This is a genomic window from Lysobacter sp. A289, from assembly GCF_054072675.1.
In genome coordinates, this window is the sequence record NZ_JBSVRN010000001.1 from 901,432 (window position 1) to 916,327 (window position 14,896).

Genomic DNA, 14,896 nt, shown 5'->3' on the forward strand with positions numbered 1-14,896 from the left:
ACCCATGGTCGCCTTTTTTACGCATGCACCACCGCGATTACTTGTTGCGGTAGGTGATCCTTCCCTTGGTCAGGTCGTACGGGGTCATCTCCACCTTGACCTTGTCACCGGTCAGGATGCGGATGTAGTTCTTGCGCATGCGCCCGGAGATGTGGGCGATGATCTCGTGCCCGTTTTCGAGGCGCACGCGGAACAGGGTGTTCGGAAGGGTTTCCGCCACCGTGCCCTCAAATTCGATCACGTCGTCTTTTGCCATGTGTTTCCTGCGTTTGTTGCGGGCGGCGCAAAAATGCAGCCGCGAAGCCGAGCATCATGACACGCTTGCCGTGTCGACGCAAAATTCGGATGTCGTGGATATACCCGGCGTGTCTCAAGCCAATGGCAGCGCAAGTTCCCGAGCATGGAGCGTGCCAAACCGCTGCGTCCACGACGTCGCCGCCACGGGGCGCGAGACCAGCAACCGGACCTGGGTGAGGAACCGCTCGCGTGGCCACGACATCCCGCCCAGACTCAGCAAGTGTGGATTCTCAACCTGTGCATCGAATAGCGGCCAGCGCCATTGATGCAGGCGGGCGGCGAGGGCGGCCAAGGCGACCTTGGAGCCACCCGACGCCAGGCTGACCATGCTTTCGCCAAAGAACATCCGGCCGATCGAAACGCCGTACAGGCCTCCGACCAGTTCCGAGCCGCTGCGCACCTCGATGGAGTGTGCGTGGCCGAGGCGGTGCAGCTCACTGTAGGCCTGGCGCATCGCCGCAGTGATCCACGTCCCGGGCTGGCCCGGACGCGGCGCCCGGGCGCAGGCCCGGATTACCTCGTCGAACGCGCCATCGGCGGTGACCTGCCAGTCGGACTGGCGCAGCGATCGCCGAAACCGGGAGGACAGGTGCACCGCGTCGGTACGGAATACGGTGCGCGGGTCCGGCGACCACCACAGCAACGGTTGGCCATCGGAGTACCACGGGAAGATCCCGCCCGCATAGGCGTTGAGCAGCCGCTGTGGGGACAGGTCGCCACCCATCGCCAACAAACCGTCCGGTTCCCGCAGGGCCGTGCGCGGGTCGGGGAAGGGCGAGCAGGGGTCAGTGGCCAGTCGGGGCAGGTGGATCGGCATGGTCGATATTGTCGCCGGACGGCTGCTTGAACGGCGAGCGGCCGGCCAGGGTCGTCGCATGCCGATTGATCACGGCGCGCTCCTGCTCGCACCAATGGCCCAGCGCGTTGCGGAACGAGGGATGAGCAATCCAGTGGCGGCTGCGCACCAGCGCGGGCAGGAACCCGCGCGCCAACTTGTGCTCCCCTTGTGCACCCGGCTCAAACCGGGTCAGCCCTTCGCGCAGGCAGTAATCGATGCCTTGGTAGTAGCAAGTCTCGAAGTGCAACCCGGGAATCGCCTCGGTCGCGCCCCAGTATCGGCCGTACAACGTATCGCCACCGCGCAGGCACAGGGCGCCGGCCACGGGACGCCCATCGCGCTCGGCAAAAAACAGCACCAGTGAGCGCGGCATGGCCTGCGCCAGGTGGCGAACGAACGCCAGGGTGATGGTCGGGTGGTTGCCGTAATCGGCGAACGTGCACAGGTAGAACCGGTGGATGTCGGCCAGGTCGGCAGCACTGGCGTCACCGCCCTCGACCACCCGGAAGGTCACGCCCGCACGGGCGACCTTGGCGCGCTCCTGACGGATGTTCTTGCGGTGCTTGTGGTCGAACGCGGACAGATAGTCCGAAAAATCGGACCAGCCGGCGCGGTTATGCCAGTGGTACTGGATGTCGATGCGTTGCAACCACTCACCGCTGGCACCTGGTCGCGTGAAGCTTACCGGTTCGAACGCCGCATCTTCGTCCTTGTCGTGGAAATTGACGTGCGCAGAAGACACGCCTTCGTGAGCAGCCAGCTTGGCCATCGCCTCCAGCAGCAACGACCGATGCGCCGGATCGCGCACCAGCAGGCGCGGTCCGGTGACGGGCGAGTAGGGCACGGCGCACAGCCACTTGGGGAAGTAATCCAGCCCGTGCTGGGCGTAGGCATGCGCCCAGGCATGGTCGAACACGAACTCGCCATGGGAATTGTCTTTCAGGTATCCCGGCGCGGCGGCGAGCAGCTCATCGCCTTGCCACAGCGTCAGGTGCCTGGGCGACCAGCCCCACTCCGGGCGCACGACACCGTGTTGCTCCATGCCCGCCAGGAACGCATGGGCAACGAACGGGTTACGGCCGTCGTGCAGCGCGTCCCATTGCCCGGCGGGGACGTCGTTGAGGCTCGCGACGATGCGGGTACGGCTACTCACCCTGGTCGAGGAACTTCTCCGCATCCAGCGCTGCCATGCAGCCGAAGCCCGCCGAGGTGATTGCCTGGCGGTAGACCTGATCGGCCACGTCGCCGGCGGCATATACCCCGGGGACCGAAGTCTGGGTCGCATTGCCGTCCAGTCCCGACTTGATCTGCAGGTAACCGCCCTTCATGTCCAGCTGGCCCTCGAACAGCGAGGTGTTCGGGGTGTGCCCGATGGCGACGAAGAAGCCGTTGACCGGAATATCACGGATGCTCTGGTCGCCCTTGGTCGAGCGCAGGCGCATGCCGGTGACGCCGCTGTCATCACCCAATACTTCTTCGACGGTGTGATCCCAGACCAGCTCGATCTTGCCGGCCTGGGCCTTGGCGAACAATTTGTCCTGGAGGATCTTCTCAGCCCGCAGGCTGTCGCGACGATGTACCAGGTACACCTTGCGCGCGATGTTGGACAGGTACAGCGCCTCTTCAACCGCAGTGTTGCCGCCGCCGATCACTGCAACTTCCTGCTCCTTGTAGAAGAAGCCATCGCAGGTCGCGCAGGCCGAGACACCCTTGCCCATGTACCTGGTCTCGGACTCGATACCCAGGTACTTGGCACTCGCGCCGGTGGCGATCACCAGCGCATCACAGGTGTATTCGCCGCTGTCGCCGATGAGGCGGAACGGCCGCTGCGACAAGTCGGCCGAATGGATCTGGTCGAACACCACCTCGGTATCGAAACGCTCGGCATGGGCCTGCATCCGCGTCATCAGGTCCGGCCCCTGCAGGCCGTGGGCATCGCCGGGCCAGTTGTCGACGTCGGTGGTGGTCATCAACTGCCCCCCCATCTGCAACCCGGTGATCAACAATGGCTTGAGGTTGGCGCGGGCAGCGTAGACGGCCGTGGTCCAGCCGGCCGGGCCGGAGCCCAGGATGATGAGACGGGCATGCTTGCTTGGGGTCATGGGTATAATCGCAACGGTTGGGAGTGCGCCGCATCGGCGCAGGACAGGGCCGCATCGGCGACCGGCATGGCCCATAGCTTGGAGGCGGCGTCCCGGCAACACAAGGCGGACACGAAGACGCAGCGTTGCAGTGGGGCCGTGCGGGGCAGGGGTCGGTTGACAACGGTTTTTCGCGTATATTCAATGACTAACACAACCTAGCTAAGGCAGAACATCACGGTGGCGCAAGCGTCCACAGCAGCACGCAAGAAAAAAGCGACGACCACTCCGAGGGCGGACGCCACACCGTCGCCACGGCGGCAGCGGTTGATGCGCGACATTGCGATGATCGTGATCGCGCCGCTGTTGTTGTACCTGCTGGCGAGCCTGGTCACCTTCTCACCCAATGATCCGGGCTGGTCGCAGTCCGGCAGCATCACCGCACCACTGCACAACCTGGGCGGCCGGGTCGGGGCGTGGCTGGCCGATGTGTTGCTGTATTTGACCGGCTACGTCGCGTTCCTGTTGCCGGTGATGCTTGCCCTGGTGGCGTGGATCGCCTTGTTCGGCATGGACGTGGATGGCGATGGCGACGCCGACCTCGGTCCGGCGTTGCGACTGGTCGGCATTGTCGGCTTCCTGGTATCGGCCACCGGGCTGCTGCAACTGCGCGTGGGTTCGGTGATCGATTTTTCCGCCGGCGCAGGTGGCATCCTCGGGCAGCTGGTCGGCCGCTCGTTGTACAGTGGCTTCGGCCCGGTCGGAGGCAATCTGTTCCTGCTTGCCTTGCTGCTGGTGTCGGTGACCCTGGCGACCGGGATCTCGTGGTTGAACGTGATGGACCGGGTGGGCCAGTGGGTATTGGCGCTGGGGCCCGTGCTTTCGCGCCTGTTCCGCCGGGGCAGCCAACAAGCCAGCGAGTGGCAGCAGACCCGGACCCTGCGCGAGGAGCGCGGTGAAGTACGCAAGGTCGACAGCGAGCTGCGGGCCAAGCGCGCGCCGGTGAAGATTGAGCCACCGGCACCGGCCGCCGTGGAACGTAGCGACCGCGCCCAGCGCGAACAACAGATCCCCCTGCTCAACGTCAGCGACGGCACCGGCATTCCGCCGCTGTCGTTGCTGGACGATCCAAAGCCGCAGCCCAAGGGCTACAACGCAGATACGTTGGAGACCCTCTCGCGGCAGATCGAGTTCAAGCTCAAGGATTTCCGCATCGACGCCACCGTGGTGGGTGCGTATCCGGGCCCGGTGATTACCCGGTTCGAGATCGAGCCGGCGCCGGGGATCAAGGTCAGCCAGATCAGCTCGCTGGACAAGGACATCGCGCGCGGGCTGTCGGTCAAGTCGGTGCGCGTGGTCGACGTCATCCCGGGAAAAGCGGTGATTGGCCTGGAAACGCCGAATACCCGGCGCGAGATGATCTACCTGTCCGAGCTGCTGCGTTCCAAGGAGTACGACAAGGCAAGCAGTCCGCTGACGATCGCGCTGGGCAAGGATATCGGGGGCCGTCCGACGGTCGCCGACCTGGCCCGGATGCCGCACCTGCTGGTTGCCGGCACCACCGGCTCGGGCAAGTCGGTCGGTGTCAACGCGATGGTGTTGAGCTTGCTGTACAAGGCGTCCGCCAAGGACGTGCGGATGTTGATGATCGACCCGAAGATGCTGGAACTGTCGGTATACGAAGGTATTCCGCACCTGCTGGCGCCGGTGGTCACCGACATGAAGGAGGCCGCCAACGGCCTGCGCTGGTGCGTGGCCGAGATGGAACGGCGCTACAAGCTGATGAGCGCGGTGGGGGTGCGCAACCTGGCGGGTTTCAACAAGAAGGTGCGCGAGGCCAGCGACGCCGGGCAGCCGATGAGCGACCCGCTGTTCAAGCCCAACCCGGAGATCAACGAGGTTGCGCCGCTGCTGGAGCCGTTGCCATTCATCGTGATCTTCATCGACGAATTCGCCGACATGATGATGATCGTCGGCAAGAAGGTCGAGGAGTTGATCGCCCGCCTGGCGCAGAAGTCCCGCGCCGCCGGCATCCATCTGATCCTCGCCACCCAGCGCCCGTCGGTGGACGTCATCACCGGTCTGATCAAGGCCAATATCCCGACCCGGATCGCGTTCCAGGTATCGAGCAAGATCGATTCGCGCACCATCCTCGACCAGTCCGGCGCCGAAACCCTGCTCGGCAACGGCGACATGCTGTACCTGCCGCCAGGCACGGCAATGCCCGAGCGCGTGCATGGCGCGTTCGTGTCCGATGAAGAAGTCCACCGCGTGGTCGAGTTCCTGAAGCAGACCGGTCGCACCGACTACATCAACGGTGTTCTGGAAGATGTGCAGACGATGGGCGATGGTGTCGTGGTGGGCGCCACCGGCCTGCCCGAGACGGCCAGCAGCGGGGACGAATCCGATCCGCTGTACGACCAGGCCGTGCGGGTGGTCACCGAGACCCGGCGTGCATCGATTTCCGGCGTGCAACGGCGGCTGAAAATTGGATACAACCGTGCGGCGCGCCTGGTCGAGGCCATGGAAGCGGCCGGCATCGTCACCCCGCCGGAGCACAATGGCGACCGCAGCGTCCTGGCACCGCCACCGCCCCGCGATTGACTCCCGTCCGGCCGCGCCACGCTGAATGTTGACGATCACGTCGAGCACGCATTCAGCTTGACCACTACACACTCGTAACCAGACTACGACTGGAGATCGACTGCATGAACCAGATGATTCGCTGGAGTACCGGTTTGCTGCTGGGCACCGTCGTTGCGGGCAGTGCACTGGCTGGCGCGCGCGATGATCTCGATACGTTCACCAAGGGTTTGAAAGGGCTTGATGGCCAGTTCACCCAGCAGGTTTACGACACCCAGGGCAAGCTCAAGGAAACCTCCACCGGTTATGTGCAGCTGTCCGTGCCGCATCTGTTTCGCTGGGAATACTTGAAACCCTATCCCCAATTGATTGTTGCCGATGGTGAAAAGGTCTGGATCTACGACCCCGACCTGGAGCAGGTGACGGTGCGTCCGCAAGGCGTGGAAGAGCGCAGCAGTCCCTTGGCGGCATTGTTCGAGCCGGCCAAGCTGGACAAGCAGTTCGTGGTCAAGGAGCTCGGCGCCACCGATGGCCTGGAGTGGTTGAGTCTGGCACCCAACGACGACAACCAGGCCAGTTTCCGCTCGGCCCGGCTGGGTTTTGACGACGGCAAACTGGTGCAGATGGAAGTGAACGACGCCGTCGGCCAGCGCACCGAGATCACCTTCAAGCAGTGGCAGCGCAACCCTGGCTTCCCGGCGGACACGTTCCGCTACACGCCTCCGGAAGGCGTGGATGTAATTGGGGAGCGCTGACGAAGCCCTTGTTTGTTCCGTGAGCCCGGTGTGAACAGACAAACCGTTCATATTCAATAACTTGGCGTCACGAGCTGTCGACGGCTACAGCGTCATGCTGGCTTCCAAGGTATCTCCCGGATACCGCAGGAACCGCCAGATGCGCCATCACTTCGCCCACTTGTATATCCGCCCGCTTGCGGTTGTCGCGATGACTGCCGCCGGGTTGTTCTGCACCACGGCCCTTGCCCAACGCCCTGTGCCGGTGCCGGTCGTACCTCAGCTTCAGGCGCAGGCGCTGCATGCCCCCGAGTCGCGTGGTGAAGGCGGGCAGGCGATGGATAGCGCGGTGGCAGCGGCACTGATCGGCGCGATCAGCGATCAGTTCGGTGCGCGCAGGGTTGAGGTCACCCTGGACAAGGTTCATGTCGCACCACTCAGCGTGCGCGACCGCAGCGTGTCCGGCAGCGGTCGCTTGCGCATCGGCGATGCAACCGACTGGATCGCGATGAGCTTCGACGCGTTATACGACACCGCCACCGCAAGCGTGAGCCGTCCGGTGCTGGTGCTCAACGATGGCCAGGCCGGCGAGGTGCTGCAACTGGATTCCGATCTCGCGCGCGCACTGGACCGCAAAGTGAACTCCGCCCTGGCCAGTGAATTTTCCCAGCAATCGGTGCAATTGCTGATTGAACGCGTTACCACGACCGCTTCCGACCAACGTTTCGTGCAGCTGAGGGCACTGGGCATCGCTGAATTTTCCGGTGAAGGCACTACGCCGGCGCAGGTTTCCGCGTTGTACGACCGCGACACCGGCGAATGGGTGCGCGTGGACTACGAGTTGGGTACGTCTTCAAACTGGGCCGAACAAGCCGAGCCCGCCGTCGCCAGCAACTGACTCAACGGTGGGTGCCAGCGCGCACGCGAGATGCGTGTCCTTTGTTACGCTGGACGGCGTTCACCCGACTCCCTGACTGGCATGAAGTTGCCCAGAACCCGTTCACCCCAGATCGATCTCGCCGGCACCCCTGCAGACCTGCTCAGCGTGGAAAACCGGGCAATGCGACCGCTGGCCGAGCGCATGCGACCGAACACACTGGACGAGATGGTCGGTCAGCGCCGCCTGTTTTCCCCCGGTTCCGCATTACGCCGGGCGGTCGAGTCCGGCCACGCCCATTCGATGATCCTGTGGGGGCCGCCAGGCTGTGGCAAGACCACGTTCGCGCTGTTGCTCGCGCAGTACACCGACGCCGAATTCCGCGCGATATCCGCCGTGCTGTCCGGCTTGCCGCAGGTCCGGGTGGTGCTGGAAGAGGCCGCACAGCGATTCGCCGAAGGCCGCCGCACCGTGTTGTTTGTCGATGAGGTGCATCGGTTCAACAAGACCCAGCAAGATGCCTTCCTGCCGCACATCGAGCGCGGCACCATCTTGTTCGTGGGCGCGACCACCGAGAACCCTTCTTTCGAACTCAACTCCGCGTTGCTGTCGCGCTGTCGCGTGCACGTGATGGAGGCGGTGTCCGCCCAGGACATCGCTGTCGCATTGCAGCGGGCCCTGGATGACGCTGAGGACGGACTGGGCGGACAGGGCCTGAAGGTGTCTGACGAAGCGTTGATGCAGATCGCCGGCGCCGCTGATGGCGACGTCCGTCGCGGCCTGACCTTGCTCGAGATAGCCGCCGAGCTTGCCTCTGGCGAGCAGGGCGAGATTACCGATGCCACCCTGAGCCAGGTGCTGGCTGACCGCACCCGGCGCTTCGACAAGGGCGGCGAGCAGTTCTACGACCAGATATCGGCATTGCACAAATCGGTGCGCAGCTCTAACCCGGATGCCGCCCTGTATTGGTTCACCCGGATGATCGATGGCGGCTGCGACCCGGCCTATCTCGCCCGTCGACTGACCCGCATGGCCACCGAGGACATCGGCCTGGCCGATCCGCGCGCGCAGCAAATGGCGATCGATGCCTGGGACACCTATGACCGCCTCGGCAGTCCGGAAGGCGACCTTGCGCTGGCGCAACTGGTGATCTACCTGGCCAGCACCGCCAAGTCCAACGCGGTTTATGTCGCCTTCAACACGGCCAAAAAAGACGTGCGCCAGTACGGCACCCAGGACGTCCCGCTGCACCTGCGCAACGCACCCACCAAGCTGATGAAGGAGCTGGGTTACGCCAAGGGCTATCAATACGACCACGATGCCGAAGGCGGGATCGCGCTGGACCAGACCGGTTTTCCCGATGCGATGGGCGAGCGCGTGTACTACCAGCCGGTGGCGCGGGGCATGGAGGTCAAGCTAAAAGAAAAACTCGACCGGCTGCGCACCGCGCGCAAGGCGGCGCGTGCGGACCCCGGTGCCGACGAAACATGATTGATCGGAACGCTCAGCGGACATTGGGCGGTAATCTCCGGTGCACGGCGGTTGCAGCAATGGCGGCGTGACCCACCGCGACACTGATCTGGTTGAGCGCACTGACCACGTCGCCGATGGCAAAAACGCCTCGGATTGCGGTTTCCATGTGCTGGTCGACGACCAAGGCGCCTTCATCGTTTATCTGCGCCCCAAGCGCCGACGCGAGCCCCGACTGGACGTTCGCGCCGAGCACCGGGTAGAGCGTGTCGAAACGACGACGGGCGCCGTCATGAAAACAAGCTTCGTACGCGCCCTCAATCAACTCCCAACGCGCCGGCGTGGGACAAAGAGCGATCCCGCCCGCGTTCGCGCGCTGGTGCAAAGCCGTATCGCCGCCGATGTCGTCGGTCGCGATCGCGGTGACACGGCGCGAGAACGTCCGTAGAAATTCGGCATGACGGACGGCATCCTGGCCCGCGGCCAGCACCGCGATCGTATCGTCCTTGGCTTCGTAACCGTCGCACACCGCGCAAAGGCGCATTGCGCCGCTGGAAATTGCGTCCTGCACACCGTCCAGATCCGGCAGGCGGTCGACCACGCCGGTGGCCAGGATAATGCTGCGTGCTCGCCATTGCCGATTCCCGGCGCTGGCGACGAAGGTCTCGCCTTGAAGCTCTAGCACCTCGATCCGTGCGTTCAATAGCGGTACCCGGTACTCCTCGGCATGGGCACGAAACTTCGCCAGCAGTTCATTGCCGGCGACACCGAAGGGAAAGCCGGGGCAGTTGTGGCTGGCCGGTATCAACCCGGCGCGACTATCGCCCGCGTCGACGACCACGATGTTGCGGCGGAACCTCGCCAGGTAAGTAGCCGCGGTCAGTCCAGCAGGGCCGGCGCCGACCACCAGACAATCCAGGCAGCTTGTATCAGGGCTATCTACAGTCATTGCATTACCTCATGGAAAAGGCTGTCGACTGGCGAATTTGCCCCACGCCAACGCGACGGTGTGCGCATTAACGTCGCGATACATGCGGGTTACCGCGCACATACCAGCGCCAGGGTTCGGTGACGGCTCGGGTGATGCCGACGCGTGTGGTCACGAACGGGTTGTCGGGCGGGGGCGTACCGTCGTCCAGTATCCGGTAAGGCCCGGCCAACAGATCGTCGCCGTCCTGCGCCTTGCCGATGCCCATGGCCTGGGTGAGCCGGGCCGGGCCGCTGCACAGGTCGCGCTCGCGCCTCGCCGCCGGCCGGGCGGCATGCATCAGATCCAGCCGTTCCAGCGGCTCCAGCGCGCGCAGCAACACGGCGACCCCTTCGCCCGGGTCGCCACACACCGCGTTGGCGCACCAGTGCATGCCGTAGGTGAAGTACACGTACAGGTGCCCCGGCGGCCCGAACATCGTCGCGTTGCGCGCGGTCTGGCCGCGATAAGTGTGCGCGGCCGGATCCGCCTCGCCGCAATAGGCCTCGACCTCGACAATGCGTCCGCTGCGCCCGTCCGGTCCTGTCAGGACCTTGTTGAGCAGTTCCGGGGCGACCTGACGCGGGTCGCGCCGGTAGAACTTTCGCGGCAGCGCTGTGTGGCGGCGGGCGGGGGCACTCAATCGTGCGAGCTTGGTCGGGTCCTGGTGGGGTCGGGTCGCTTGGCAGCCACGAACGGCGAGACCGGGTCGCTTGCGGGAAAGGTTTCCTCCAAGGCCTCATCCTGGTTCTCGTTCTGGTGTTGCTCGCGTTGCCGGCGCTCCTCCGCTGATTCCGGCGCCTGCGACGGGCGCGGTTTGGAATCGCTCCCAGGCGGGTCTTTCTGGTCTCGATTGCTCATGGGAAAACTCCCGAATGAAATCGATTGAAATTTACGGCAGCTCCCGGAACCCGGGTGTGAAGGTGCGACAGCAAGGCGGCGTTCGCTGGTCGGGAGCGGCTCAGGTCACGAGTTCAAAACGGACCCTGCGCGTCACCGGGTCCGCCTGGGCAAGCCGCACGCGAACCTTGGCTCCCAACGGCAGATCGGAATCCGCGTTCACGCGTCCCAGCACGGCCGGATCGCGCAACATGACCTCACCCTGGCCGGGATTCTTTGGATTGACCTCGACAATCGCGCCGGCGAACGTTTCACCCACGCGCGGCGCCAGCGCCGTCGCTTCGGCCAGGTCAAGCACGGCGTTCTCGTAGCGGCTTGCGCGCCGCGAAGACTCCTGCATCGTCGCCGGCAGGCCGGGCAGGGCATCCAGCACCCACTTCGGCACCGGCGCACCGGCACACAGCGCAACGCAGGTCTCACCGGTGTAACGATCCACCAGCCGTCGCAACGGTGCGGTGACGTGGGTGTATTGGGCCGCCAGCGCCGAATGCCACGAATCCTCGGGCACGCTGCCGGTGAACGCGAGATAGCCCGCTCCGCGCAACACCGAGGTGCACGCGGTCGCCATCGCCACGTCGCGTGGTTGGCGTGGATCGAGCGAGCGGATGAAGTCGGGGTAGGAGAGTGTTTCGGGCCAGTCGATCTCCAGCGCGTCGGCGGTGCGGTGGAGCCGGGCGATGGCACGCGGATCGGCATCGGGCAGGGTGCGCAGCAAACCGACACCGGCCTGCACCATCAGGTGCGCGGCCGCCATGCCGGTCAACAGCGAGATTTGCTCGTTCCAGTTCTCGACCGGATGCCGGGCGCGGAATTCAATCGTCCACGCACCACCGTCAATACGAACCTCCTGCTCCGGCAGTGGCAGGCTGACGCCACCACGACGTCGCTCACGCATCTCCCGCAACTCGCCAATCTCACGCAGGACTGCCCACATCGGGTCAGCCTTGCCGCTGTCGATCTCGTGCTGCACGCCGGCGTAATCAAGCTTTTCCCGACTGCGGACTCGGGCACGATGCACGTCCACGGCGACGCCTTCGCCGCCGGCGTCCAAGTCGATCGTCCACAGCAAGGCCGGCCGCACCTGCCCGGGCAGCAGTGAGGCGGCGTCTTCGGACAACGCCTTGGGGTGCAGTGGAATCTTGCTGTCGGCGCCATACAACGTCTCCCCGCGACGGTTGGCCTCCAGATCGATCGCATCGCCGGCGCTGACAAATGCGGCGACATCGGCAATCGCATAATGGACCCGATAGCCATCGCCGTTGCGCTCGACAAACAGCGCCTGGTCCAGGTCCATCGCGTCGGGTGGATCAATGGTGACCAGCGCGATGTCGGTGCGATCCTCGTCGGGAAGTCGCGCGTTGGCTGCCGCGGTTACGGCGGCGCACTCGACCTCAGGCGAAAACGAGCTCGGCAGCTCGAGTTCTTGCTGGAGCATCCGCATGCCCCGAACCAATACCGGATCCTGCGGAGTACCAAGGCGTAAGCGGCGTGTCGTCGGCACTGGCTATCCTTCTGCTTGAGGTCAGGGTCGGTTCGCAGCGTAGCCGCCAAAACTTCCGGCCGCGCCCGGAAACACTACCGGACTCTCCGCACCGTTTTTGCCGACGGCCGAGACGCCGAAGAAGTAGTTGTCGATGACGACGTTCTCCAGCGTGTGCTCGGCGACGTTGCCTACGTAGATGCTGTGGCTCCACTGCGGTTCGGTCGTGAGTCGCCAGTGGATGCGGTAGCCCGCGAGGTCCGGGGCCTGGTTCGCAGGCGGTCGGGTCCAGCGCAAGGTGGTGTCGGGGCTGACCGCGCCCTCGATCTCGACCTCCGCTGGCGGTGGCGGCGCCCAGGCCATACCGGCCAGACTGACCGCATTCAGGGCCGTCAACTTGGCGGCATAGGCGAAGTCCACGCCATCGATGGTGTCGCCATAGGCGATGCCGTCTTCGGTGCGCAGGTCCTGGTGCTGACGGTGGTAGTTCTCGTTGGTCTCCATCACCCGCACCGCCGGCGCGCCGATATCGTTGAACGGCCGGTGGTGGCCGCCGCGGCCGAAGCGGTCGAGGCGGTAGACCATCATCACGTCCAGGTTCGGCACGTACTGGTCGGCCATGCGGTCGATGTAGCGGGCGAGGTTGCGCGAGGGCGAGTCGACCTCGCCGCCAGTGAAGCGGCGCGCGCGTGCTTCTTCCGGGGTTTCGTTGACCCGCGTGCCCTCGGAGAACACGCGTGCGGTGGTGTTGTCGATGACGCCGTTGATGCCAGCAATGTTGCCGATCATGTCGTTGTTGAGCAGAGCCTCGATCCGCCAGTCGTTCTCCAGCGCGTACTCGGCCAGGATCTTGCCGCCGAACAGGCCTTGCTCCTCGCCAGCAAGCGCGGCATAGACAATCGTGCCGTTGAACTCGTATTTCGACAGCACCCGGGCGGCTTCCAGTGTCCCGGCAATGCCCGAGGCGTTGTCGTTGGCACCGGGAGAATCAGACGTGTGATCCATCACGTCCGATACCCGCGAATCGATATCACCCGACATCACCACCACGCGCTTGGGATCGCTGCTGCCACGCTGGATCGCAATCACGCTGACGACCTCGACCGGCTCGGGAATGCGTTCCTCCCCGGATACGGTGTCGCCAACCACCATTACTTCCAGGCAACCGCCGCAGTCGCGCGAGATCCGCTCGAATTCGGCCTTGATCCAGCGCCGCGCAGCGCCTATGCCACGGGTGTCGGACTCGGTGTCGGACAGTGTGTGACGCGTGCCGAAGTCGACCAGGGTGCGGATATCGGCCTCGATCCGGGTGGGTGAGGGCGCCCGTGCGATGTCGTGCAATTCCGGGACCGTGGCCGGAGGAGTCGTGCCCGTGGCAGCCATCGCTGGCGCACAGGCGAGACTGGCAGCGGCGGCAAGCAAGTATCGATACATGGATGGCGTCCGTGTTGGGTTGTATGAGCTGACTTTTGAACTCTACCGGAGACAGTCCACTCGCCGCACCCGCCAGCCTTTAGCCATGTGGCCGAACAATGCGAACCACGAGCTTGCCGAAATTGCGGCCTTCAAGCAGGCCGATGAACGCCTGTGGCGCGTTCTCCAGTCCCTCGACGACGTCCTCGCGAAACTTGACCTTGCCTTGCTTGACCCAACCGCCCATCTCCTTGAGGAACTCGCCGTAGCGGTCGCCGTAGTCTTCGAAGATGATGAAGCCCTGCATCCTGATGCGCTTGGTCAGCAGCGTGCGGGTCAGCAGTCCCAGGCGATCCGGGCCCGGCGGCAGCTCAGTGTCGTTGTAATGCGCGATCAGACCGCACACCGGGATCCGGGCCTTGGTATTCAACAGCGGCAACACCGCATCGAATACTGCGCCGCCGACGTTCTCGAAATAGATATCGATGCCGTCCGCGCAGGCCGATGCCAGCTGCTGCGGAAAGTCAGTCGCGCGATGGTCGATGCAGGCATCGAAGCCCAACTCGTCGACCACGTAGCGGCACTTCTCCGCGCCACCGGCGATGCCCACCACGCGGCAACCCTTGAGTTTGGCGATCTGGCCGACCACCGAGCCGACCGCGCCGCTGGCAGCGGCCACTACCACCGTCTCGCCGCCCTTGGGCTGGCCAATGTCGAGCAGGCCCATGTAGGCGGTGAAGCCGGGCATGCCCAGCACGCCCAGGGCGAGCGAGGGGTGCGCCATGTCCGCATCAAGCCGGTTGAGGCCGCTGCCGTCGGACAACGCGTAGTCCTGCCAGCCGCCCTGGGCCAGCACCAGGTCTCCAACCCGGTAATCGGGGTGAAGCGAGGCTTCCACCTTCGCCACGGTGCCGGCACCCATCACCTCGCCGATGCCCACCGGCGCGCTGTACGACGGTGCGTCGCTCATGCGGCCGCGCATGTAGGGATCCAGCGACAGATACACGTTGCGCAACACCAGTTGGCCCTCGGCAGGCGTCGGCACTGGAGTTTCCAGCGTCTTGAAGTTGTCGACGGTCGGGGCGCCGACCGGACGCGAGGCCAGCGTGATCTGGCGATTGACGGTTTCGGTGTTGGACATGGTGCTTACCTCGGAGGTCGAAACTGGGACTGGAAAGGCGGCTGGAGTAGATTCTCCTGCATCGGTTCAGAGCAAACCATGAAGAAGCGATCGGTGATAGTTCCGCCGGTGGCAC

14 protein-coding genes are annotated in these 14,896 nt (G+C 64.7%); 4 read left to right on the plus strand and 10 right to left on the minus strand.

Going from position 1 to position 14,896, the window contains the following annotated elements; genetic code table 11:
- Positions 1–37 precede the first annotated feature (37 nt).
- From infA to trxB, 4 genes are all read right to left on the minus strand, one after another.
- Positions 38–256 (minus strand): translation initiation factor IF-1, encoded by a 219-nt coding sequence (gene infA, locus ACW5DN_RS04195; RefSeq protein ID WP_036193457.1) that lies wholly within the window; start codon positions 254–256, stop codon positions 38–40.
- 114 nt (positions 257–370) lie between these two features.
- Positions 371–1,114: a leucyl/phenylalanyl-tRNA--protein transferase gene (gene aat, locus ACW5DN_RS04200; protein WP_456961488.1), complete on the minus strand. Its 744-nt coding sequence runs from the start codon at positions 1,112–1,114 to the stop codon at positions 371–373.
- Complete coding sequence (locus tag ACW5DN_RS04205; RefSeq protein WP_456961489.1) at positions 1,083–2,288, minus strand: GNAT family N-acetyltransferase; 1,206 nt, start codon at positions 2,286–2,288, stop codon at positions 1,083–1,085. Before ACW5DN_RS04205 ends, aat begins: the two co-directional genes overlap by 32 nt.
- A complete protein-coding gene (gene trxB, locus ACW5DN_RS04210) occupies positions 2,281–3,237 on the minus strand; it encodes a thioredoxin-disulfide reductase (RefSeq protein ID WP_456961490.1) in 957 nt (318 codons plus the stop codon). The genes ACW5DN_RS04205 and trxB overlap by 8 nt, the downstream gene beginning before the upstream one ends.
- Before the next feature lie 219 nt (positions 3,238–3,456).
- On the opposite strand from trxB, the gene ACW5DN_RS04215 reads away from it, so the two are divergent.
- The 4 genes from ACW5DN_RS04215 (at position 3,457) to ACW5DN_RS04230 (ending at position 8,901) form a co-directional block, all read left to right on the plus strand.
- The gene (locus ACW5DN_RS04215) at positions 3,457–5,820 is read left to right on the plus strand and encodes a DNA translocase FtsK (protein ID WP_456961491.1); all 2,364 of its coding nucleotides are present in this window, start codon (positions 3,457–3,459) and stop codon (positions 5,818–5,820) included.
- A 113-nt stretch (positions 5,821–5,933) separates the two neighbouring features.
- The gene (gene lolA, locus ACW5DN_RS04220) at positions 5,934–6,554 is read left to right on the plus strand and encodes an outer membrane lipoprotein chaperone LolA (protein WP_456962958.1); all 621 of its coding nucleotides are present in this window, start codon (positions 5,934–5,936) and stop codon (positions 6,552–6,554) included.
- Between the two features lie 139 nt (positions 6,555–6,693).
- Positions 6,694–7,431: a hypothetical protein gene (locus ACW5DN_RS04225; RefSeq protein WP_456961492.1), complete on the plus strand. Its 738-nt coding sequence runs from the start codon at positions 6,694–6,696 to the stop codon at positions 7,429–7,431.
- Between the two features lie 81 nt (positions 7,432–7,512).
- On the plus strand, positions 7,513–8,901 hold the full coding sequence (locus ACW5DN_RS04230; protein ID WP_456961493.1) for a replication-associated recombination protein A: 1,389 nt from the start codon (positions 7,513–7,515) through the stop codon (positions 8,899–8,901).
- A 13-nt stretch (positions 8,902–8,914) separates the two neighbouring features.
- Here ACW5DN_RS04230 and ACW5DN_RS04235 read toward each other — a convergent pair whose 3' ends face one another.
- From ACW5DN_RS04235 to ACW5DN_RS04260, 6 genes are all read right to left on the minus strand, one after another.
- On the minus strand, positions 8,915–9,787 hold the full coding sequence (locus ACW5DN_RS04235) for an NAD(P)/FAD-dependent oxidoreductase (protein ID WP_456961494.1): 873 nt from the start codon (positions 9,785–9,787) through the stop codon (positions 8,915–8,917).
- Between the two features lie 109 nt (positions 9,788–9,896).
- On the minus strand, positions 9,897–10,490 hold the full coding sequence (locus ACW5DN_RS04240) for a DNA-3-methyladenine glycosylase (RefSeq protein ID WP_456961495.1): 594 nt from the start codon (positions 10,488–10,490) through the stop codon (positions 9,897–9,899).
- A complete protein-coding gene (locus ACW5DN_RS04245; RefSeq protein ID WP_456961496.1) occupies positions 10,487–10,708 on the minus strand; it encodes a hypothetical protein in 222 nt (73 codons plus the stop codon). Before ACW5DN_RS04245 ends, ACW5DN_RS04240 begins: the two co-directional genes overlap by 4 nt.
- 100 nt (positions 10,709–10,808) lie before the next feature.
- The gene (locus ACW5DN_RS04250) at positions 10,809–12,182 is read right to left on the minus strand and encodes an RNB domain-containing ribonuclease (protein WP_456961497.1); all 1,374 of its coding nucleotides are present in this window, start codon (positions 12,180–12,182) and stop codon (positions 10,809–10,811) included.
- An 87-nt stretch (positions 12,183–12,269) separates the two neighbouring features.
- A complete protein-coding gene (locus ACW5DN_RS04255; protein WP_456961498.1) occupies positions 12,270–13,661 on the minus strand; it encodes a M28 family metallopeptidase in 1,392 nt (463 codons plus the stop codon).
- 79 nt (positions 13,662–13,740) lie between these two features.
- Entirely contained in the window at positions 13,741–14,781 is a 1,041-nt protein-coding gene (locus ACW5DN_RS04260; protein ID WP_456961499.1) for an NADP-dependent oxidoreductase, read from the minus strand.
- Positions 14,782–14,896 lie beyond the last annotated feature (115 nt).

Bases quoted from the DNA above. Each gene is read 5' to 3' on its own strand.
- infA (WP_036193457.1), bottom strand. From the start codon at position 256: ATGGCAAAAGACGACGTGATCGAATTTGAGGGCACGGTGGCGGAAACC.
- aat (WP_456961488.1), bottom strand. From the start codon at position 1,114: ATGCCGATCCACCTGCCCCGACTGGCCACTGACCCCTGCTCGCCCTTC.
- trxB (WP_456961490.1), bottom strand. From the start codon at position 3,237: ATGACCCCAAGCAAGCATGCCCGTCTCATCATCCTGGGCTCCGGCCCG.
- lolA (WP_456962958.1), top strand. From the start codon at position 5,934: ATGATTCGCTGGAGTACCGGTTTGCTGCTGGGCACCGTCGTTGCGGGC.
- ACW5DN_RS04225 (WP_456961492.1), top strand. From the start codon at position 6,694: ATGCGCCATCACTTCGCCCACTTGTATATCCGCCCGCTTGCGGTTGTC.
- ACW5DN_RS04230 (WP_456961493.1), top strand. From the start codon at position 7,513: ATGAAGTTGCCCAGAACCCGTTCACCCCAGATCGATCTCGCCGGCACC.
- ACW5DN_RS04245 (WP_456961496.1), bottom strand. From the start codon at position 10,708: ATGAGCAATCGAGACCAGAAAGACCCGCCTGGGAGCGATTCCAAACCG.
- ACW5DN_RS04250 (WP_456961497.1), bottom strand. From the start codon at position 12,182: ATGCTCCAGCAAGAACTCGAGCTGCCGAGCTCGTTTTCGCCTGAGGTC.
- ACW5DN_RS04255 (WP_456961498.1), bottom strand. From the start codon at position 13,661: ATGTATCGATACTTGCTTGCCGCCGCTGCCAGTCTCGCCTGTGCGCCA.
- ACW5DN_RS04260 (WP_456961499.1), bottom strand. From the start codon at position 14,781: ATGTCCAACACCGAAACCGTCAATCGCCAGATCACGCTGGCCTCGCGT.